General features: G+C 62.3%; 2 protein-coding genes (1 of these 2 only partly in view). Both read right to left on the minus strand.

Annotated features, from left to right (window positions below; genetic code table 11):
• Positions 1–21,807, minus strand: partial view of a tandem-95 repeat protein gene (locus JYJ39_RS12965; protein WP_205204873.1) — the 5' portion only. Its footprint begins 17,853 nt before the window's first position; 21,807 of the gene's 39,660 nt are visible here — the first part of the coding sequence; the start codon lies at positions 21,805–21,807; the stop codon falls past the left edge of the window.
• A 132-nt stretch (positions 21,808–21,939) separates the two neighbouring features.
• The gene (locus JYJ39_RS12970; protein WP_205204874.1) at positions 21,940–22,779 is read right to left on the minus strand and encodes an efflux RND transporter periplasmic adaptor subunit; all 840 of its coding nucleotides are present in this window, start codon (positions 22,777–22,779) and stop codon (positions 21,940–21,942) included.
• Between the last annotated feature and the right edge of the window lie 130 nt (positions 22,780–22,909).

Below are 22,909 nucleotides of genomic sequence, written 5' to 3' on the forward strand. Positions count from 1 at the left end.
GGCCACGGCGACCTGGTAGTACTTGTAGGCCACGCCACCGCGGCTGTCCTGCACGCGCACGAGAATTTCGCTGGCGGCGTCGGCATTGGCGGTCGGCGTCCAGTTGAGCGTGGCGCGCTGGTGGTAACCGTCGGCGGCCGAAGTCACATCGGCGCCGGCAGTCAGCGTCACGCCGGCCGGCGCCTGGACGAGCTGCCAGTAGAAGCGGCTGCCATCGCTGTCGATGGCTTCGATGTCGGCCGTCCACGCCTGACCCACCGTCGCACCCGGCAAGACGAAGGCTTCGTCGGCCGTCGGATCGCTCACGCCGGGCACGGTGAGTTGCGGCGGCAAGTTGTCCTGCGGCACCGCATAGACGCCATGGCCGAGATTGGCTTTGACCAGATCGGCCAGGCCCGCACGCGGCGCGAACACACTGCTCGGCACGATGCTCACCGTCTGGTCGGCCACGGTGGCGCCCACCGCCAGCTTGCCGCCCTGGGTTTGCAGGGCGGCGCTGAGGTCGAGCACCCACAGATCGGACTGGTCGCCGCCGGCAATCGTGCCGTCGGCGATGGCGCCCGCGAAATAGCGGCCCGGATCAAGGAGCAGCATCATCGGTCCCTTGATGTCGTCGGTACCGATGTTGGTGATGCTGAGGTCGTAGCTGATCTCGCCGGTGGCGCGGTTGGCGCGAGTCCGCGAGAAATCGAGGCGCAGCTGGCTGCTCATGTCGTTGAGCGCCGTGAAGCTGCTCACATAGGCCTGCTCAAGCGGCACTTCGACACTGCTTTGCAGCGCCTGGGCGATTTCCAGTTGATACTGGCCGGCCTCCAGACCGCCCACGTCGAGCCAGGCCGTGCGGGTCGCCGCATCCCAGGAGACGGATGTCGGGTTGACCACGGCCCCGCCGTTGGCACCGAGCACGGTCAGCGAGAAATTGAGCGGGTTGAGCACGCAGCCGGCATCCCCGGCATCGCCCAGCCACATGGCCTGGTCGAAGACCACGCCGATACGGTTCATCGGCAGCGGCACCAGGGCGCCGTCCGGCACGGTCACCGCCTTGACGAGCGGAGCGCGGGCCGGGGCGATTTCGTCGATGTGGCCGGTTTCGGCCACCAGAATACGGCCGTCGGCCGTGGCAACAATCGACTCGCCACGCGTGCCGCCGGTCGCCACCTGCATGACGCGGCGGCTCAACAGCTCGATCATCCACACCGAGGACTGGTGCGGCACTTCGCCCGCGCCCTCGACCACCGGACGCTGCTTGAGGTTGCTCGAGGCGAGCAGCAGGCCTTCGAGCGGCGAACCGGCCGCCCCGAAGGTGATGCTGTCGATGACGCCGGCCAGGCGGTATTCCAGTTCGGCGCGGCCCTTGGTGCGGCCGCTCATCGGGAAGCTGATGATATCGGTCGTCGCATCGAGCGCCGCCCCGGTCACTTCGCTGCCCGTCCACTTGACGCCCCACAGGCGACCATCCGGCCCGAAGGCGAGATCGCCGACGCGCTGGTTGCTGAAATGCTTCCAGGCCTTGCCGGCATCCGTTTCGGCCGGATTGAAGATTTCGATGCCGTTGCCCGAGGAGACGTAAATCTCGCCGGTCGGCGCAATCGCCAGGGCATGGGTCAGCGGATCGCTGCCCGGCCCCTTGAGGCGCTGCACGATGGCGCCGCTCGTCGCATCGACCTGCAGCAATTCGCTGCCCGTCATGACCCAGAGCTGGCCGACGGCATCGACCGCCATGTCGAGGATGGGCGCATCGAGCGTGAACAGCGGCGTGGTATTGCGGCCGCCTTCCTTGGCGTAACGGAAGACTTCGTTACGCAGCGTCCCGGCGCTGGCCAGGATGCTGTGATCGGCCAGTTCGACCATGGCCTGGGCGCCGATATCGGCGGCGCTGGCGGCATAGCCGTCGGCAAAGCCGCGCAGCGTGAACGGCGCGAGCACCGAACGCAGGTCGCTGGCCTGGCTGGTCGCCACCTTGCCCGGCAACTGCTGGGTCGATTGCTCGAACAAGGCATTGCTCGAGTAGTTGCGATCCGCCGGGGCCAGCGGCATTTCGGCCGTGGACGAGAGGGTTTCGTTGACGCCCAGGCTGTCGAGCACGGCCTGGCGTGCGCCGTCATCCGGCAGCACGGCATTGGCCACCGAGGCGGCCTCGCGGTTGCCGGCCTTGTCGGTCGCCACGGCGAGGAACTCGTAGTGCTTGCCGGCCACGCCGGTGAAGACGGCCTGGTGCGTTTCGGGCGCGACCTGGCGTTGCCAGATCCGGAAATCGCCGCCATCTTCGGCAACATAGACGGTTACCGAGCGGATGCCGCTGGCGTCGTCCTCGCTCTGCCATTGCACGTCGAAGGTGGGCGCACCTTGGGCGTCGTTGCCCAGGGCCGTCACGCTCAACGCGGTTTGCGGCGCCTTGGCGTCGAGCTTGACCGAGCTCAATTCGCTATCGACCGGCGGTGCTTGGTCGATGATGACGCGCGCCGTGCTTTCGATATCGGCGCCGGACAGTGCGCCATCGGCCGAGCGGATGGTATAGCTGACAAAGCCCCGGCGCTGCTGTTCAGCCGTCGTTTGCGCCGCACCGGCCGTGGCGACCAGCAAGCCGCGCGTTGCGTCGTGCATGACTTCGCCGTTATCGGGATCGATGGCTTGCAGCAGCCAGGTCGCAATACCGGTGGACGCATCGACCCCGGCACTGACGCGCAGGATGAAGCCCTTGCTGCCCGTGAAGTCGAAGTCGCCCTGGAAGTTGGCCTGACCGCTCGGCAGATGCACGTTGATATCGCCGATCTTGAGGTCGCCCAGGCGGATCGAACGCGGATCGAGGTCGGCATCCAGTTGGGTGACGATGCGCAGCTCACCAGCCGGCGTTTCGCTCGGATTGTTGAACGCAATCGTGTAAGGCAGCGCCGTGTCGGCCGGCACGTAATTGTTGCCGTCGTCGCCCTGAATGGCCTGCGGCCCGCGCACGCTGACCGAGCTGGTGCTGCTCGTGCCCTGCTGGGCCACCTGCTGCAGGTACTGGCTCAAATTGAGCGCCTGGCCGGCCACCGGCTTGAAATCGGCATCGAGCACGCCGATATGGCGCAGGTATTCAAGTTCGGTGATGCCGCCGGCAAAGATGTTGAAATTGATGAAATGCGTGTCGTGGCCGGCGTTCATGTCGAACTGCGCCGGATCGGCCATGGCCGGAACCGGGATTTCGGCCGAGTTGCCTTCATCGTCGCTACGCACCTCAATGTAATCAACCGCCGCCTTGGTGGCATTCGGGTCGCCCGCATACTTCGCGGTATCGCCGTACCACTGCTGGACCTTGCTGAAGAAGCCGAGGATGTCGGCCTGCGTGCGGTAGCTCTCGCCGCCCTTGCTGAGCAGGATGCCGCTCGCCAGCGTGGCGTTGAGGCTGAGTACCTGCGGGTTCTCGCGGATCGGCGGGGCCTCTTCGAGCGGCCGCAACAAGCCCGCGGCTTCCAGCGCGCCCAGCCAGCCGCTGACCCATTGCGCCTCGTCGGCAGCCAATGCGGCCAACGCGGCCGGTGCCGTGTTGTCGGCAAGGATCGCGGCGCGCAGTTTCCTGGCGTGCGCCGTCTGGTCGGCGATGAATTCGTCGCGGGTGATCGGCGTGGCCGCCCCGACGATGTTGAAGCGGAACGGAATGGCCAGGTTTTCAAGCTTGGTGACATGCACTTCCGGGTCCTGCGACAGGAATTTCGCCGCCAAGCCATTGGAAATCTTGTTGAGATCCTGCACGCCACCGTCGAGCAGACCCTGCGTCTTCCATTCCGGGTGTACGGCGTAGAGCTTGTCGCGCAGGCCCTCGAAATCGTAGGCCAGCCATTCGGCCAGGCCCGGATAGGTCTGCACGCTGAAAGTCATGCCAACGAAACCGCCGGCCGGCACGTCGAAGGCATAGCCCGGCGCCAGGTTGACGCCGGCCGTGTTCTGCGCGCCGTCGAGCTTGGCCCAGGGAATGTCGCTGCGGCTCGTGCCGCTGGTCGGCGTCTGGCCGTAAGTCTGGGTGTTGCCGGCGGTATCCGTGGTCGTCCCGACCGGCTGGCCGGCGACATTGGTGCCGAAGACGATGTAGGGCAGGCTCAGGCCTTCCAGCACATCAGCGCTGTAACCCATTTCGGGTACACCGAAATCAAAGCGCACGTAGGGCGTATCGACATTGCTCAGGCTTTGCAGGGAGACGCTGTACAGGCCGTTCTCGCCCGGCGTCAGGGTACGCGCGCCACCGATGCCGATGGTTACGTCGGCTTCGATGCCGCGTTCGACCAGGTAGCGCTGCGCCTCGGTGACCGTCTGGCCGTCCGGGTTGGTGACGCTGACGTCGTACAGCCCGAGCGGGAAGTCGCGCAGGTCGAAGACCGCCTGGATGTGTGTGGCGTCAAGCACTTGCCAGCGCGTCGGCTCGGCTTCGAAGACGCCCGGACGCGACAGCTTGACCAGCGCGCCGGCCTTGAAGTGGGCACCGTAGATGTCGAGCGTCACCCAGCGATGATTGTCGTCGCCGGTCCCGCCCTGGTCGGGCGTGACCTTGCTGATCGACAGGGGCAGCAGGTCGGCGCGCACGGTCACCGGCGCATCGGTCGCGCCCTGGCGGGAACGGACCAGCACGTAGTAATCGCCGGCCTTGGTGCTGCCGATCAGGGCTTCCTGGTCGGCCGCCACCGGGTTGGTGTAGGCGGCATCGAAGACATAGCCGGTCGGGATATCGCCGTAACGAACGTAGACTTCGTTGCTGCCCGTGTTCGCCGCCGCATCCAGGCTGACCCGCAGGGTTTCGCCGGCCGCAACGCTGACCTTGTAGAGCCGGCTCTGGCCGGGGCTCAGGGTCGTCGCTTCGGGACTGGCGACCTGCAGTACCGGCACGGTGACCTGCAGGGTGGCACCCGAAGCGGTACGATTGTTGGCTTCGCCCGGCGGCAGGTTGAGGCCCGTCGCGGTATAGCTGATCTTGCCTTCGAACACCTCGTTGTAGAGATCGGGCCGCACGATGACGCGCCAGTTGCCGTCCTTCAGGGGCGGCAACTTGGCCCGCAAGGTGCCGCTGTAGCTGCCGTTGGCGCCGATATCGCCGACATGGTCGACCTTGCCGACCAGGATGTCGCCGAGATCCCAGGTGTTGTCGGAAGACAGGTAAAGGGCGTCGGTCCACCGGCCGTAGGCGGTGTTGATCGAATCGTTGGTCACCGTGTAGTCGAGACTGATTTCCTCCCCGACCTTGGCGCTCGCCGGCAGGCTCACGTTGGTGACCTTGAGGTCGGCCGGCGGCGGCACTTCGACGATGATCGGCTGGGCGGCGGCCGTGGCATTGTTCTGCTCGCGGCCGAATTCGCGCACCCGGCCGTATTCGCCCGTTCCCCAGGCGCGCGCCGGGTCGGTGACGACAAACACGTAGTACGGGCCGTCCATGTTCTTCGGCGCGGTCACCGTCAGCGCGGCGTCGTAAGTCGCCGATGCGGCCAGGCCGCCGTTATGCGCGACATAGCCAAGGTAGGCATCCTTGTTCACGTCGAGGAAACGGTCCTTGGACAAGTAGATCAGGTCGTTCCAGCTCGACTGGTCGCTCGGCGTGTTGCCGCCCTGATTGACCACCTGGTAATTCACCGTGAAGCTCTGGCCGGCATAGACGTGCTCGACCGTGGTCACCGACGCAACCTGCAGGTCCGGCGGCGTGGCCAGCGTGATCGGCAGGGCGATGGAACTGACGTTGTTGCCTTCGTCCTTGAACTCCAGCACCGTGCCCGACGGATCAATCAGGCGTTCGAGGCCGGGCAGGCCGTCGCGGATGGTGCTCGGGTGATAGCCCCAGGGATCCTTGAAGATGGCCGTGTCGGTCTTGACGATGAGATTGAAATCGCCGCTGATCGACTCGGGCAGGGTGAAGGTTGCCGAGGCGGTGTAGGACTCGCCTGGCTTGATGTATTTCGGCTTGTAATTCTCGGAGAAGCTGACGTACTTCGCCCGCAACATCACTTCGGCCTCGAAGCCCCGGTCGACCAGCGGGTAATCGCTGTAGTCGAGCGAGGCGTCGCGCGACAGGAACAGGCCTTCGAACCAGCCGCTGGTGCGCGTGTCACGCGTCCCGCGGTTGGTCACCGTCCAGGTCACGGTAATCGTTTCGCCGGAGTGCGGGTTGGGTTCGGACACGACGATGCTGTCGATCTGCAGGTCCGGCTCACGATAGGTGATGTCGAGCGTGCCGCGCGCCGTGTTGTTGTCGTTGCGCGGGCCCTCAAAGACGCTGCCGGCCCCGCCGTTACGGCCGACCGAATAGAACTCGAAGGCATCGCTGTTGTTCGCACTGCGCAAATACTCCATCTTCGGCTGGCGCTGGTTAACATCACTTGGACTGTCGTAATTGTCGGCAATCACGTAGATGTAGTACTGACCATCCGTCCCCGGCGGCAGTTTGAATTTGCCGGAGGTCACGTAAGAAGCGCCGGCCGCCAGGCCATTAACGTTGGCGTGCACGACCGAGCCCAGGGCAATTGCCCGCTCCTTGATGAAGCTCAGGTCGCGACTGATGTATACCGCATCCGTCCAGCTGCGGGTGCCCGACCAGACGGCATCGCCGAAATTGGTCACGGTCCAGCTGATGGTCGTTTCCTCGCCCGAGTAATTGCTCGGCTCGGTATGGATCTCCGTCACCTGAAGATCGGCCGGACGGGCCGTCACGACCGAGGCCAGGGCACGGGCGTTGTTCTCTTCGTTGGTTTCGCCGATATTGCCAACACGATGGTTGTTGAGCAGCGCATCGGCCTTGACCACGACATAGCGCCCCTTGACCGACGGTGCGAGTTGCACCGTCTGCGTCACGGTATAGCTCTCGCTGTTGCCGAGGCTGCGTTGCTGTTCGTAGCTGCCGATGGCCCACACTTCGGTGGCCAGGTTGAGGTCGGGGTTGTCGGTGATGAACACCGAATCCGTCCACTTGCCCTCGAAGATGTCGCCACGGTTCTGCACCGTGTAGGTGAAGGTGTAGCTGCCGCCCGAATCCTGCGCATCGGGCGCCACGACGCTGCTGACCACGAGGTCCGGCGGCGTGATGCCGAGCACGCTGATCGGCCGGGCCTTGTAGTTGTTGTTGTCGATCTGGGCCGCGTCGTCGGGATTGATGTTGGTGGCCAGCGTGTCTTCGAGAATGACGTCGTAGGTGTCGCTCCACACCGTGATGAAGTATTCGCCGGACAGCACATTGTCGGGAATCGCCACCTGCGCCGTACCGAGATAATCCTCACCGACGGCAAGATTGCCGACGTGGGTGAACGAGCCGAGCAGGATGTCGCCCTTGTAGGCGCCCGGACGGCGCTTGTCGCGCGCCAGCCAGACGGTGTCCGTCCAGCTGTTGAGCGCCGCGGCCTCACCGCGCGTCGTCTGGCTGCCGAGATTGGTCACCGCGTAGCGCACCTCGATGTTCGAGCCATGAACCGCCTGATCGGGCGCCACGACGTCGCTGGTCACCAGGTCGCCGAAGGGCACCGGGTCGATGAAGAGATGGGCGGCCCGTACGTTGTTGGCTTCGTTCGGGTATTCGTCGACCTTGTTGTTGCCGTCGGCGACGACGATCAGGTAGGCATCGCCGCGATATCGGATGGGAATATCGACCATCCCCGTCTCGTTGGCGTAGGACTCGCTCGGCGCCAGCGCGGCGCCGCTCTCGAACTGGCCGACCAGGCGGTCATCGCCGCTCAGCGTGCCGTCGAGCGACAGGTACACCTTGTCGGTCCACCGGCCGCTGGTCGCCACCGCGCCCATGTTGCTGATGGTGTAGCGGATGGCCGCGCCGGTCCCGGCCGTGACGTGCTCCGGCACAGTCATCGCGGAGACCCGCAGGTCGGGCCGGTCAAGCATGCTGACTTCGGTCATTTCGGCGGAAACGAGCGCATTGTTGTTGCGCGCATCGCCATGTTCATAGACCTGGTTGCCACCGCCGCCGAGATTGGCGTTGGTCACCACCTTGATGCGGTACAGACCCTCGATCTTGGACGGCAGGCGGACCTGTTCGGTCCGCGTGTAGCGGATACCGGATTCCAGGCCGCGATCATAGGTGAAGCTGCCCAGCGCCACGGCATTGCCGGTACCGTCGGCCGGCACCAGCCAGACCGAGTCCACCCACAATCCCGCGGCCGCGACTTCGCCCTGGTTGACCACGGTCCACGTTACGTCGATGAGCGCGCCTTCCTGGGCGGTCGCCGGCAGGGAAACCGTTTCGACCACGAGGTCGGGCGATTTGGACAGGGTGACCGGAATGGCCGCCGAGCTGCCCGTATTGTTGTTGCCGAAGACGAACTCGAAGGGGCCGCCGGTGCGGACATTGAGGTAATAGTCACCCTCAATGCCTTCGGGCAGGACGATATCCATGCTCCGGGTGTAGTTGTCGCCCACCGCGAGCTGACCGGCATGGCTGGCCGAGCCGAGCGAGACGACGACATCGCTGCCGTCGGCCTTGCGGCTGAGCCAGACAGTGTCGGACCAGTCCGCGACATTGGTCAGGCCGATACCGTTATTGACCACCTGCCAGGTCACGCGCAGCGGACGGCCGCTGGCCGCCGTGCCGGTGGCCGTCACCGAGGCCACCTGGAGGTCGGCATAGGGAATCGGCATGACATCGACGTCGTGCGCGACGCGGCCGACATTGTTGGCCTCCGAGGCGTTTTCGAAGACTTCGCCCTTGGCATCCGACACCACGAAGAGCTTGTAGCGCGCCGAACTGCCCGGCGCCAGCAGGATGCTTTCCGTGCGGCTGTAGGATTCGCCCACGGCCAGCGCGCCGTCGTGGCGATATTCGCCGATCACCTTGTCGTCGGCGTTGCCGAGCGTGTCGTCCTGCGACAGGATGACACGGTCGGTCCACGCCGTCGTCCGACCGACCCCGGTACCCTGGTTGGCCACCGTCCAGCTCACTTCGAGCGGCGCCGGATCGTCGATGATGCGTTCCGGCGCGCTCACCGCCGTGACGGCCAGGTCGGCATAGGGTGCCAGACCGACTGTCAGCGCGGCCGTCGCCTGGTTGTCGTTGCGGTTGCGGTCATCGACGACACGGGCGCCGTCGGTGAGCACGCGGATTTCGTATTCGCCGCTATAGCCCAACGGGATGTCGAGATCGACGCTGGCAACATAGCTGGCGCCGGCCGCCAGGCCGCCGGCATGGACGACGTCAACGGATTTCTGCAGCACGCCGTCCTTGTACAGAGCGACGACATCCTTCCAGTCGCCGGTGGCGACACCGCCGGTGTTGCTGACCGTCCATTCGACATGCAGCGCATTGCCCGACTCGATGAGGCCGGGGCCGCTGAAGCTACTCACTGTCAGGTCGGGGCGCACCACTTGCACGGTTGCGCTGGCGGCAGTCTGGTTGTTGTTCTCTCCGTCACGCTCGTAGATGGTGTTGTCGGCATCGGCACGCACCACCCAGCGGAATTCGCCTTCGCCAAACCACGACGGCAGCGTGAAGCTGGCTGTGCGCTCGACGCTGCTCCCCGCGTCGAGCGGGGTCGAGGAGAAGACGCTGGCGACTTCGTACAAGCCGTTGGCGCCGCGATCAATGTAGATCCGGTCACGCCAGGCCGTGGCCGTGGCGGCACCGCCCTGGTTGGCGACGGTGTAGCTGACCGTGGCAGCATCGCCCGGCCGCAGGACGGCCGGACCGCTGACCTCGCTGACCGTGAGGTCGGCGACCGGCGCCAGACCGACGCGCAGCTTGGCGACGCTGACCCGCGTGTTGTTGCCGGTGCGTCCCAGTTCGGTAATCGAACGATTGATGTCGGTGGAGACGAGCACGTAGAACTCGCCGTTGAGGTCGCGCGGCAGGGTGATGGTGGCGCGGCCGATATAGCTGCCGCCCGGGGCCAGCAGGCCGGCATGGGTCACCGAGCCGGCCAGGATGATGTCGTCGCTGCCACCCAGGTTGGCATCGGTGGACAGCACGAGGCGATCCCCCCACAGGGCGAGATCGGTCGTGGCATTGCCGTCGTTGCGGACTTCCCAGGTGACGAGGATGTTCTCGCCGCTCTGCGCGGTTTCCGGCGCGCTCAGCGTCAGGACGTTGAGGTCGGCGTAGGCCGCGGCCAGGTCGATGGCCTGGGCGCTGCTGACATTGTCCGCACGGGTGTCGGGCTCGAGGACCTCATTGCCCGTATCGGTCTTGACGCCTAGGTAATAGCGCCCTTCGTTGCGCAGGGGCACGCGGATGGTCGCATTTTGGGTGTACGTGCCGCCCTTGCCCAAGCCGCCCTGGTGGCGCACATTGGCGATCACCACGTCGTCGGCATTGCCGATCACGTTGTCGGTACTGACCACGATCTGGTCGTTCCAGTCGGCAGTCGTGCCCACTGCGCCGTTGTTGCTGACGGTCCACGAGAAGGAAAGCGGCTCACCGCCCACCCCGGTCACCGGGGCCACCAGGCTGTCCACGCGCAGATCGGCATAGGGCACCGCCGCCGCGATGGTCGAGACGCGTGCCGTGTTGTTGGCTTCGGCGTCATTGGTCAGGTTGGTTTCGAACAGCACGCCAATCCCGCCCGCATTCTGGTAGGCGGTGACGGCAATCGCGATGTCGCCCGTGCCTTTCAGGCCGTAGGGCAGACGGAAGGTGAAGCTGCGTGCCCGCGACTGGCCCGGCGCGATGGCGCCCAGCGGCGTACCGTCGACCTGTTGCAGCGGGTCGTAGGCCAGGCTGGTGTCGAGCAGAAGCAGGTTCCCCGCCGTGTTGCGGACCACGATGCGGTCGTCGAAGCCGACGCCGGTCGCGCTGCTGCCCAGGTTCCAGTCTTCCCAGCTGATCGTCACCAAGCCGCCGGCCTGGATATCGGTGCTGTCTACCTTGAGGTTGCGGATCTGCATGTCCGGCCCGGCCGTACGCAGCACTTCGCCCTGATTGTTGCTCTCGCCGGTACCGGCCAGATTGGCTTCGGGAATTTCATTGAGGCTGTCGGCCAGCACGCGGATGGCAAAACGCCCGGACGCCGAGGCGCCGCTCGGCCAGGTAAATTGCGCCGTCCGCGCACGGCTGCCGCCGACATCGAGCGCACCATCGGCCAGTTCGTCACGCACGACGACCGTCGCCACCACTTCGTTGGTGGACAGGTTGCGCACCTCGAGGCGCTCGCTCCACGGCGCATCGACCGCCTTGGTGCCACTGTTGCTGGTGGTCCAAGCAACATCGACCACCTGCCCAGGCTGGTAGTTGCCGGCCGGATCGAGCATGAGGTCGGTCACGGCCAAGTCGGCATAAGGTGCCAGTGCGACGTTCACCTCAATCTGCTGCGCGTTGTTGCTTTCGCTGGTCCCCGTCATATTGCCCTCACGAATGGCGTTGTCGCCATCCGCAAGGATCGTGATACCCAAGCGCCCTGCCGCTGGCGAACCCTCCGGCAGGCGCAACTCGAACGTCCGCATCCGGCTCTCGCCGGCTGCAATTGCCCCATCGACCGCCGCATCGTAAGGAACGGACTGGTTGGCAATGATCACCCCGGTATCGAGATTGCGGATCACGATGCGGTCGTTCCAGTTGCCGCTGGTCGCCAGTACGCCCCGGTTTTCGATTACCCAGGTTAGGGTGACGGTCTGGCCAGTCTGCAGATTGTCGACCGGATCAACGACTAGGCTATTGACCGTGATGTCCGGTGCCGGCTTGACGAGCAGCGTGTCGAGCACGACTACCGGGTTGTTCGGGACCTTGACCAAGTTAAACGAAACCTTGGCCTGGGGGGTCGTTTCGGAATTCCCCCCCTCGAGCACCAGGGTATAGGTGCCGGTCATGCCCAGCGCCGCCGGTTCCTGATCGTATCCGGTGAACACATCACGATAACGATAGCGCCCCAAGGCGGAATCCCAGTAGCTACTGACCGATGCCGACCCCATGGTGGAATTGCTGAAAACCGCGCGTCCCGTCGGGTCGAGCAGGGTCCAGTGAGGCACCGAACGATACAGGTAGGTATCCGAAAGCTCGGACTGAGTGTACAGCGCATCGAAGTAATAGCGCTCTCCGGCAATAGCATCGAAGGTAAAGACCTGCGCGCCATTGGCCGGCGTCACCGTCGTGCTCACCGGCGTGCCCGGCTGTACCGCGGTGGCTGCGCTCAGATCGAGAACGCGGAAAGCATAGGGCGATGCGGAGGCCGAACTGTTGCCGACTATCAGCGTGTAATCACCGGCCGCCAGTTGTCCCTTGAAATCGTACGAGTAGTAGTACCCCATGGTCTGGTTGAAGACGACCGTCCCGGCCGAGTCGACCAGGCGCCAGGTCGGTGTGCTGTTGGTCCCGAGATTGTCGAAGACCAGGGTGCCCGCCTGATCGAGATGCAGGCTGTAGCGCTCGACGGCACCTGCTGCCAAGGCATTGCCTTGCGTCGTATTGAGCGGTATTGCCCCCTTGTCGATGGCCTTGGCGACAACGAAGGAATAGGCCTGATTCGAAAAGGATGTGTCGTAGCCTTCGATAAGTAGCAGATAGCGACCGCTCTTCGCCAAGCTCAGCATATCCTGGGTGGTCGAGAATGAGGTATTGAAGAGCTCCTTGCCTTCGGGATCGATCAGGCGCCAATACCCGGAAATGCTCTGCAGGCTGCGGAAGGTATGCACCTCCCCGGCCGTTCCCTCAAAGCTGTAGATCTTGGTGCTATTCCCCGGTGTCAGCGTGGCACTGACCGTGCTGCCCGGCGTCATGACTTCGGCGCTCGCCGCGCTCAGAATCCGGAACTGGTACGGCGTCGAGTAGTAGTAATAGGAACTTGATACGGTCAGGGTGTAGTCCCCTGCCGCCAGCATCTGCGCCGCATCACGGCCATAGTAATAAAGATTGTTCGAGAAGACTTGGCCGTTGCTCCCGCTCAGAGTCCAATAGGCATAGTAGTCGCCATATCCACCCGAGCTCGCCTTGAAGGCGTCGAAATCCAGCCAGGCGGCCTGATCCAAGTGCAGCCTGTAGCTCGTCGGCGAATAATAGGTGGCCGTGCCGCTATAAACGGTGTCCAGCGCAATGCGATTCAGGCTGGCGGCAAATCCGTAGGTTCCGGCGTTCGAATTTGCGGTGGAACCGTCAATCACCAAGTAGTATTGACCGGAGCCGGAATTATTCAGATTGATGATGTTGCCGCTGTTATTGATATCGCCACTGCTTAACAGGCTTCCGTTCCGGTTATAGAGGCGCCAGAGGCCGCCGCTCAGGCTGGAACCATAGGAGACGAACTTGAAGCTGTCGCTGGCTAGCGCATTGAAGCGGTAAATCTGAGTACTGCTGCCTGGATTGAGTTCGCCATCGACCCGTGTTTCTGGGTTAATGGTCAGGGCGCTGTCGGCAAGATCAAGCAGTTTGAAAGCCAGGTTGCCGTCGACCGGCAGGCGCTCGCCCGAATTCAGGGTCAGCACGTACCTGCCCGGGGATGAGAGACTGATCAGTACACCGTCAGAGCCGTTCAACCAGCCGTTATTGAGCACATCTCCCAAGGCATTGGAAATCGACCACCTGCCTTGCATGGAATTGAGCATATCCAGCCACATTAGGCTGCTGCGCGTAATTTCGAACTGGTAGCTGCGCGAGCCATCTGCCCCCAGCGTGTCCTCGACAGAGGCCCCCAGGATCAGATCCACTGGCGTTGCCGGCAGCACGGATTGCAGCTTGAAGGCATAGGTGGCCGCTGTCAGGTCGGCATTAAAATCGGTATCGAACACCAGGAAATAGGTGCTATCGCTTGCCAATCCGCGCAGCACGCAACTCTGGCTGGCATCACCTGAGAGCTGGAGATTCCCGTATGCATCGAAGACCAGATAACGGCCCGTCAATCCGCCCAGATCGGTCGGTTCATAAACCAGGCTTTGCCCTGCCAATACATCGACACGCGCCACGATGGCCTGTCCGGCAGCTGCTAAGCCACTTACCTCGCCACTGACGCCGCCGGTGACAGCCGACGCGTCCACATCGAGCAGGCGGAACGCGACCGCCGAACCATCGAAAATCGGGCCTTTCAGGGTCAGCGTATAGTCGCCGGCCTCATAGACATGCGCCAGCATTGATGCCCCGCCGCCCCACTGGTCAGAGGCAACAACCTCGCCCAGTGCATTGGCGATTTTCCAGGAATCGACTGAGGCGGCATCTAGCGCGTCGATAAACAGATTGCTCTCGGCATCCACATGGAAGCTGTAGCGGAGGGTCCCGTCGTCCGCCAGATTGCCGCTTACGGCCTGGCCTAGCGCGGGAATCACGGCCGGCGCCGCCGGTGTGATGACACGAACGGCAAAGTCGCTGTCAAAAACGTCGGTTTCGCCGTTATTCTGGCTATCCCAGATCAGGTAGTAGGAACCTGTTTCCGGCAGATCGTAGATGATCTGTGTGCTATCGAGATAATTCGAGTAAGAATCGCCGAGCACGCTGCCGTCTGCAGCGACCAAACGCCAGTAACCCCAGACGGAAACATCACCGGGCTGGTAAACGAAACTGTCCCCGGCTTGTGCTTCAAATTTGAAAACCTGGGCGATACCGGGAACGGCGCTGATCAGGGTGTCACCATCAAGGCTGGGCGCAGCGGCCTGCGCCAGGTCGCGCAGGCTGAATTCGTAGGTTGTGGTTTGCCATGACGACGGAACGACCTTCAGTACATAGTCGCCTGCCGCCAGATCGAGCAATGGATTACTCGAAGCATAGGGTGTGGCATTGCCGTAGCAATAACCGTCGGCAAGCGCCTCGCCATTGCTGGACAGTTCCCAGGAAAAGGACCCCGTGGCGAAACGCAGATCAAACAACACCTGCCGGCTCTCGGCCAGGGCAAAGGTGTAGCTGTCCGTCTGGTAAGACTCGATACTGCCCGAGACAGCCGTATCCAGGTCAAGTACGTCACTCCGGTCGGTCTGGTGACGCAACTCGAGCTTGGCGTTGACGGGCAGTGCCGAGTAATCCTCTTCGAGAATGAAAAGGTATTCTCCGGCCGTCCCGGCCGTGAAGCTCGAGAAACCGGCACTTTCACCGCCGCTCCAGTAGTTGTAATTGTTATCCGGTCCGTAGATGCGCCAGTTCGCCTGGCCGGAAGAACGGAAATAGAGGGTTTCGTCGGCAGCCAGCGCAGCCTTGAACATGTGCGCGCCGGTGCTGACGATATCGCCCTCGGTCGCAACGCTTTGGGCATGTGCCCGGTCTTCGAGGATGAAAGAGACCTCCGCATCACTATCACCGGAAGTCTCGTTCAAGGTCAGCGCATAATCGCCGGCCGCCAGTCGATAAATACCTGCGCTAGCACTCGTACCCGAGAAATTACCCCAACCCAGGCTGGATTCGATCCCCTGTAACTGCCATTGCAGTGAACGGCCATCCGCTGTCTTGCCCGAAATGGCAATCACCGTATCGGCATCCACATGGAAACGATAGCTCGTGCTGTCGTCAGCCGGCACCACGATGTCGGTCAAGGTGCCCAAGGGCAGTGGATCGCCAGCCGGGCGGTTGTCGACATGGCGCTCCAGGGCCATCGTGAACTGGTAATCGAGCGACTCGCTGTTGGCTATATCGCCATTGATCAGCACGGTATAACGCCCGCTCGAGGAAATGTGAATATTGCTGCGATTACCGCTGCTCGCCCAATAGAAAACATTGCCGCTGGCATCGAGCAGACGCCAGTTCAGGCTGCCGGCACTGACGCTATCGACGGTGAAGGCGGTCCAGTCACCAGCCTGCATATCGATTTGGTAGGCCGCCGTTTGCGTCCCGTCGGCAAGCGTTCCGCTCACCGGTACATCATATTCGATCATTCCCTGCTGCAACTGGGGCATGCTCGCCAGACGGAAGGCAAAGGGCTCTGCCACGGCCACACCGTTCAGGGTACTGTAGCGTTGGATTCGGAGGCGATAATCGCCGGCTTCCAGCACCCGCGGCATGATGTTGTTGTCGTAGAACATCGCCGACGCGATCTGGCTGCCAGATTCGTTGTAGAGCGAGTAGGAAATACCGGATGACGCCCCTTGCAGGGCATCGAACAGGACCGTCGTGTTCTCGGTCAGGCTGAAGCTGTAATCCACCTGATCGCCGGAGAGCGGGAAACTGTCGCGGACCGACTCGCCGAGCGTCAGCACGGTGGGCGCAATCGGTGCCACATTGATGGCGTAATCGACGATATCGGTCGCAGCACCCATGCCGTAAACAACCAGGAAATAGCGCCCGGCGGAAAGTTCCGGCGTGTCGCGCACCACACCCGAAGAAACATTCAGCAGGGGATAATAGTTATTGTCGTACAGAGCCCAGCGTAGCTGGCTCGGATCAGCCGTGGCCAGATTGACCGTCAGGCGCTGTGCACTCGTGGTTTCAAACGTGTAGATTGCGGCATCCCGGCCATCGGCCAACTGGCCAGCGAAGCCGGCTTCGGGCAATGCCGTTGCGGCCAGCGGATCCCGCAACTGAATGCGGTAATCCCCACCCGTGTGATTGCTGCTGGAAACGGTCAGCACATAGCGACCGGCGCCCAGATATTCAAAGTTGCTGCCGCTACGCCAACCGCCCTGCTGCAGGCCCATGCCTTCAGGCACGATGCGCCAGGTCAGGCCACCGTCCGTGCCGGTATCGGCAATGAGCAAGCGCTGCTCGGTCGTCAGGTCGAGACGATAGCTATGGAATTCGTAGGAAGCCGCCAGATGCCCGCTGAGTACGTCACCGATCGCGGCATCCGCGAACTGCTCCTGCGGCTTGCTGAGCAGAACGCTGTAGGCGACGCTCTCGGTCGTGGCCAGTTCGCTTTCGACAACAAGCAGATAATCCCCCGCCTGATCGCCCACCGTGAAACGCGTATCGCCGCCGGCATAACTCGACCAGACGTAGTTGCCCGCTGCATTAAATAGTGTCACCCGCCCCTCGCCGCCCGTCAGTTCGGACGCCAGGTTCAGCAACTCGCCGGGCTGCCCGGCCAGATGGAAGACTGCGGCGGCATGCGTTGCCAGGCTGCCTGTTGCGGCCACGCCGTCGACAAGACTGGTCGCCCCCGCCGTGTCTAACAGGCGGAAACCGTAACTGCCCGGGACGCTGTTGCTACCGGTATTGCCGGTAATCTTCAAGCGATAACTACCCGCCGCCAGATCGAGCAGGAGCGGGCCGGAAAACCATCCGGAACGGTTGAGACTATTCCCGAAGCCATCCTCGAGCGCCCAGTTCACGCGCGAACTTGCCAGGCCGTCCAGCAGCAGGCGCTTGCCGGCATCCAGGGTAAAGCTCCAGGTGTCGCTGGTCTGGCCTGAATCGAGACTGCCTTCGCAGACGGCATCTACGGTCAACGGAAATTCATGGTTTTGCGTCAGCAGCAGTTTGCCGACCAGGTCAACAGTTTCCTGCATGGCCGGCCCGGCCTGGATCAGCAGATAGTAGCGACCGGGATTGCTCAGTTGGCGGCTGTAGCCGTAACTGGCGTCCCGGGAATCCAGCACATTGCCGGAAGCATCGACCAGGCGCATGTTCAGCGCTGCACCGGCGCTCAGGCTACTCACCTGATAACTGAGGAAGTCGCCGGCCGCACTGTCGAAGGCATACGCCTGCGTGCGCTTCTCCAGCGTCAGCGCGAGGTTCACGGACCCCGGCAGGGCTTGCGGCATTACCGCGTGCAGATCGAGCAAGCGGAAGGCAAAATCACTCGCGGCATTGCTCTGCGAATAGACGCGCAAGGTATAAGTGCCGGCACTGCTAATCTGGGTCAGAACGCCCAGGGAACTGAAACTGGTCGCACTACGCACGACACCTGACGGTCCGCTCAATTCCCAACGCAGGTCGTTGCTGTCGGTCTGGCTCTCGAACAGGAGCGAGGTCGGGCTGCTTGCCTCGAAGCTATAACGACTTTCCTGGGCCGGCAACACGCTGCCGCTGATCTGGCTGCCCATCACAAGCGACTCGCTCTTCACCGTCGGGCGGCGCAGCGCCAGATTGTATTCGGCCGCGACCGTTCCGTTCGTATAAACGACCAAGTAATAGCTACCTGCAGCGAGTGTAAAGCGCGAGGAGTCATAGCGAACGTCGCCGCTTGAACGCACTTGTCCCCGGGTATCGTACAGTGACCAGGAAGCGTAGGGATTGCTGCTGCCAACGGCATCGAACAGCAACTCCGTGCTTTCGCCGAGTTCGAATCGGCGATAGGTCTGCGAACGGTCGCCGGCGACATTGCTCAGCAGCGTATCGCTATCGAGCGCCATGGTTTCAATCGAAGCCAGGTCGGAAAGACGGAAATGGAATGCCCCGGTCCTTGGATCATTCGCATTCACCGTGAATTCGTAATTGCCTGTCGGCAGATCGAAGTAGCGCGGGGAATTGCCAAATCCGTTGCCGCTGGCTTCGCTGCCGCGCGGGCCGCTCAGGCTCCAGTAAAACCCTGAACCATCCCAGGCATCGACCATGACGCGCGTCGGCGCGGCCAGCGTAAAACCGTACTTGACCGATTGGCCGGGCATCGCAATGGAACCTGCCATGTCCTGATCGAGGATCAGGGCCTCGCTGACCGTCGTCTTGGCGAGCAGGTTGAAACGCACATTGGCGGCAGCAACGGAATCAATGGGACTCACCACCAGCAAATATTCGCCGCTGGCCGTCAAGCCGATATTTGAACTATCGCCGTAGGTATAGCCGCTCGTGACCGAGCGACCGAACGGATCGAGCAGGGACCAGTAAGCATATTCGTAATGGTAGCCACCGTTGACGTAGGAGTAGTTCGACGAATTTTGACCATCGAAGTAATAACTATCCCCGGCGTTGCCATTGAAACGATAGACGCGCGATTCGCCGACCGGAATCGTTTCATTGACTGCCGTGCCCGGCACCAGCGAAAGTGCCGCATCGCGATCAAGCATTCGGAAGCTGTAATCGGTCGAGGTATCGGTGGTATTCCGGACCAAGAGTGAATACTTGCCCGGCGGCAGCTTGCCCAGACCCGAACCGGCGTAATAATCGGTAAACGAGTTCCAGCCGGAGACATTCCCGCGCGGACCGCGCAGCAGCCATTGCAGGTTACCGACATTGGCTGCCGAGGTATTGAGCGCGTCGAAAATCACCGGCGAAATTTCGTCCAGCGTGAAATCGTAGCGCGCGATGGCCTGGCGACCGTTCAGGGTGCCGTAGGCCTGATCGTTGAAAACCAGGGGCGCAACGGTCAGGCTCTGCTGGGCGAGCGTAAAGGTAACGTTGTTGGTACCGGAGTTGTAGTAGTACCCCTCGTTCAGCAGCGTGTAGCTTCCCGAAACCGAAATCACGTAGGAAGTTCCGGAATTGTCGCCACTAATGCTCTGGACCTTGCGTCCGTAGGGATCCACCAGGGTCCACACGGAACTGCTGTAGCTGTCACTCCAGTTGAGTACCATCGTGCTACCCGCGCTGGCCTCGAAACGGTAGCCCAAAGTCGCGTTATTGGGCGAACGCGTGATAGAAACCTGCTGCCCCAGCGTCAGCGCCGAAAAATTCGCGGCGTCGAGTAGGCGGAAGCTGTAGGCGCCGTTATTGGAGAGCCAACCGGAGTAGCGCGCCCCTTGTACGGATAATGCATAACTTCCGGCCGGCAGGCTGAAAACGGGATAACGGTTGTTGGCGTCGCTAGAGTACAAATCCTGCAGGCTCACCTCGGTGCCGCGCGGACCGACGAGCGACCACTGGGCACTGCTGGAATTCAGGCTCTGCGTGTCCATGACCACCAGCGCATCGGTAGCCAGGGTGAAACGGTAGGTCTTGGTTGCGTCCCAGGTCGCCAGAGTGCCGGCTACCGCCGTGCCGAAAGTCAGGTCATCGCCTGCCGGCAGGGGCGTCGGCACTTGGTTGCCGACCGCATTGAACTGGATGTTGAAATCGACCGGCGCGGCATTGTCCAGGCGCCCCTCGACCAGCAAGGTATATACGCCACCGGTCGTCAGCACGAAAGTGGCGCGGTTGCTCGCCAGATTGTTCGTTCCGACGACATCGCGTCCGTAAATGTCGACCAGGCGCCAGCTGGCATGGCCGCCGGCAACGCCGTTGGTCTGGAAGGCAAGCATATCGCCGGCCGCCACGCTAAAGCGATAAGCCTGAACGGCATTGCCCGGCGTCAGCGTTCCACTCAGTGCAGTATTCAGGGTCAGCGTCTGCGCCGCCGCCAGATCAACCAGCTGAAAAGCGTAGTTGCCGCTTGCCCGACCGCTGCCCTGCACCACCAGCCGATAGCTGCCGGCCGGCAGGTTCAGTACGCTGAGCGCACTGCCGGCATCGCTCTGGTCGAAACGGCGCGCCGAGATTTCAGTTCCGCGCGGACCGATCAGGGACCACAGCATGTCCGAACGATTGCTTTGCGCATCGAACGCCACCTGGGTGGCGGCGGCCAGCTCGAAGGAATAGACCGTCGCCTGCCCGGCCAGATCGACGCTGCCCGAAACCTGGCTGCCCAGGGTCAGGGTGGCGGTGACATCGGGCACCTTGTTGACCGCGAGCTGGTAGCTGACGCTCGCGCCGGCCGTATTGCCGTCGCTGCCCTCGACGACCAGCCAGTAATCGCCGCTGGCACCGACCGTCAATGGCGCCTGCGCCGTCATCAGCGCACTGCTCGCCTGTTGAAGGCCATAAGGATTGACCAGAGTCCAGTTGAGCGCCCCGCCCGCGAGTGAACGGCCATCGACAAAAATCTTGTCGCCTTCGCTCAGGGCGAGCTTGTAGAGCTTCGTGCCGCGCGCATTGTCGAGCACCGCGCTGGTCGCAACGCCGATCTCAAGCGCCTCGGCGGCTTCGTCGGCAAGCAGACGGAAGGGGAAGACCCCCGTCGTCGCACCGCTGGTATCGACCGACAAGACATAGTCGCCGACCGGCAGGAGCAGGCGACCATAGCCGCCCGCATAATTGCTGGCACCATAGCTGGCGTAAGTCCGCGAAACCACAACCCCTTCCGGCCCACTCAGCGACCAGAAGAAATCGCTATTGGTCAGACGGTCGAACAAGACTGTCTGCGGTTCGGCCAGCGAGAAGGTGAAATTGCCGGTCTTGCCCGGCTGGTCGATATTGGCGGTCGTCGTCGCGCCCAGTACCAGTGCTTCCGTGGTATCGGCGACAGGCCGCAGATTGAAACTGTAATTGAGCGCCGCGGTATTGCCGACCGCGCCCTCGACGACCATCAGGTACTCGCCGGTGCGTTGGATCACGAAAGTATCGCGGTCATTCCCCAGGTAGCTATAACTACCTTCCTGCCGAGCATAGGGGTCGATCAGGCGCCAATCTGCACTACCGCTGGCCGTCAGCGCATCGAAAAAGAACTTGTCGCCGGCTTTGGCCTGGAAACGATAAACCGCCGACTTGTTGCCGCCATCGAGCGTGCCGCTGACCTCGGTGCCCGGCGTCAAATCCGCCGCCGCATCGGCATCGACAATGCGCAGCGAATAGTCGCCCACAGCATCGGCATTACCATCCACGGTGACCTTGTACTTGCCGGGAGTCAGCTCGAAAGCCGGCGATTCGGCCTGGTAATCGGTATTGCTGAAGCTGCGGCTGGTCAGTTGTCCATTGGGGCCTTCCAGCTTCCAGTTGAGGTCGCTGCGATTGGTCAGGCTGTCGAAAACCACGCGCCGGGATTCCTCGACCGAAAATTCGTACTGGTCCTGCTCACCCTGAACGGAGATCGCTCCGTTGATCGACAGGGCCGAGGGATTGACATCGCCCGAGAGCAGCACGCGCGGCTCCAGCGCTTCGAAACGGACGGCCGGCTGGCTGGCTGCCGCCTGGGGCTGACGAGCTTTCGCAGCCTTTGCGGGTGCTTGCCTGGCCGGACGGAAGGCCCCCAGCAGGGCATGCATCAACGGAGAGAGTGAGAGATTGCGGCTACGATCCGGACGATCATTCTTTTCGACAGACTTACGCATTGCATTTCCCCTAAATAATGCTGGGCATCTCTTTCCTGCCCAATTCTTGAATTTAAAATCCAGGCAAAACGGTGGCCCGATAACGGCCTCGTTTGATTGTTATTTGTTCATGTCCCTGACGGCACGGGACCACTACTTTCCCAGAGCACCTCCCTGCGCCTTGGGAAAATTGGCCTTGCATTTGACCCCAGCAGGTATTTCTAGCTTTGGATTGGGCAATTCGAGTAGCACGACAAATGTGCCGCTGGCCGCGTCGATCAAGCGATCCACAGATTTGACCTTGGCCGTGTAGCGAGCCTTCGCGGGGATTTCCGGCAAAACCTCGACCGACGTACCCGACAAGACAGTGCCGAAGGCATCTTTCGGCAATACCACCTGAATTTTCAGGGGGTCGAGTTGCGCTACTTTCACTACGGATTTTTTATTCGAACCCGGCTCGACGACCTCGCCGGGAAAGGACAGCACATCGACCACCACGCCCTCAAAAGGGCTGCGAATTGTCCTCAGGTTGAGCAGGCTGCTTTGCTGCTGGTGTTCCAACTTGGCGATCTGACGATTTTCGGAAGCGACCTGGAGTTCCGATTCGGCCAAACGCAGTTCTGCTTCCGCATCATCCCGATCCTGCGCGGCCATCAATTTCTCATTGCTCATGGCCTGGCGGCGGGTAAATTTGCGCTTGGCAAATTCGATCTTGCTTTCCGCCATCTGGCTGGGCCCGACCTGCACCGATTTAAAGCGGGCCAATTCGCTGGCCGCCTGCTCGGCTCGCGACTCGAGCGTTGCCAGGACTTGTCCCTTACTTACGCGATCTGCCCGCTTGACCAGAACCTTGTCCAGCATGCCGGTCACTGGGCTGGCCAAATCGACAATCTGAGGGGGTTCTATAAGACAATCTGCAGCATTCGAGGAAATGCTAAAAATTAGGCACAGAACTTGGATTGCAACGCGCCCTCCCCCCGCAGCAGCACTCATGTAGCATCCTTGATAACAACATTGGAATATGTCTTCTTATTATAGCCTAGATACACGTGTCATTTGTGAATTATTGTAACCGTCCGGCCACCACCGTCTTTTCGCCGAAGTTTCAATAGCTGAAGATTGT

Source organism: Azonexus hydrophilus (assembly GCF_905120355.1).
Lineage (GTDB): Bacteria > Pseudomonadota > Gammaproteobacteria > Burkholderiales > Rhodocyclaceae > Azonexus.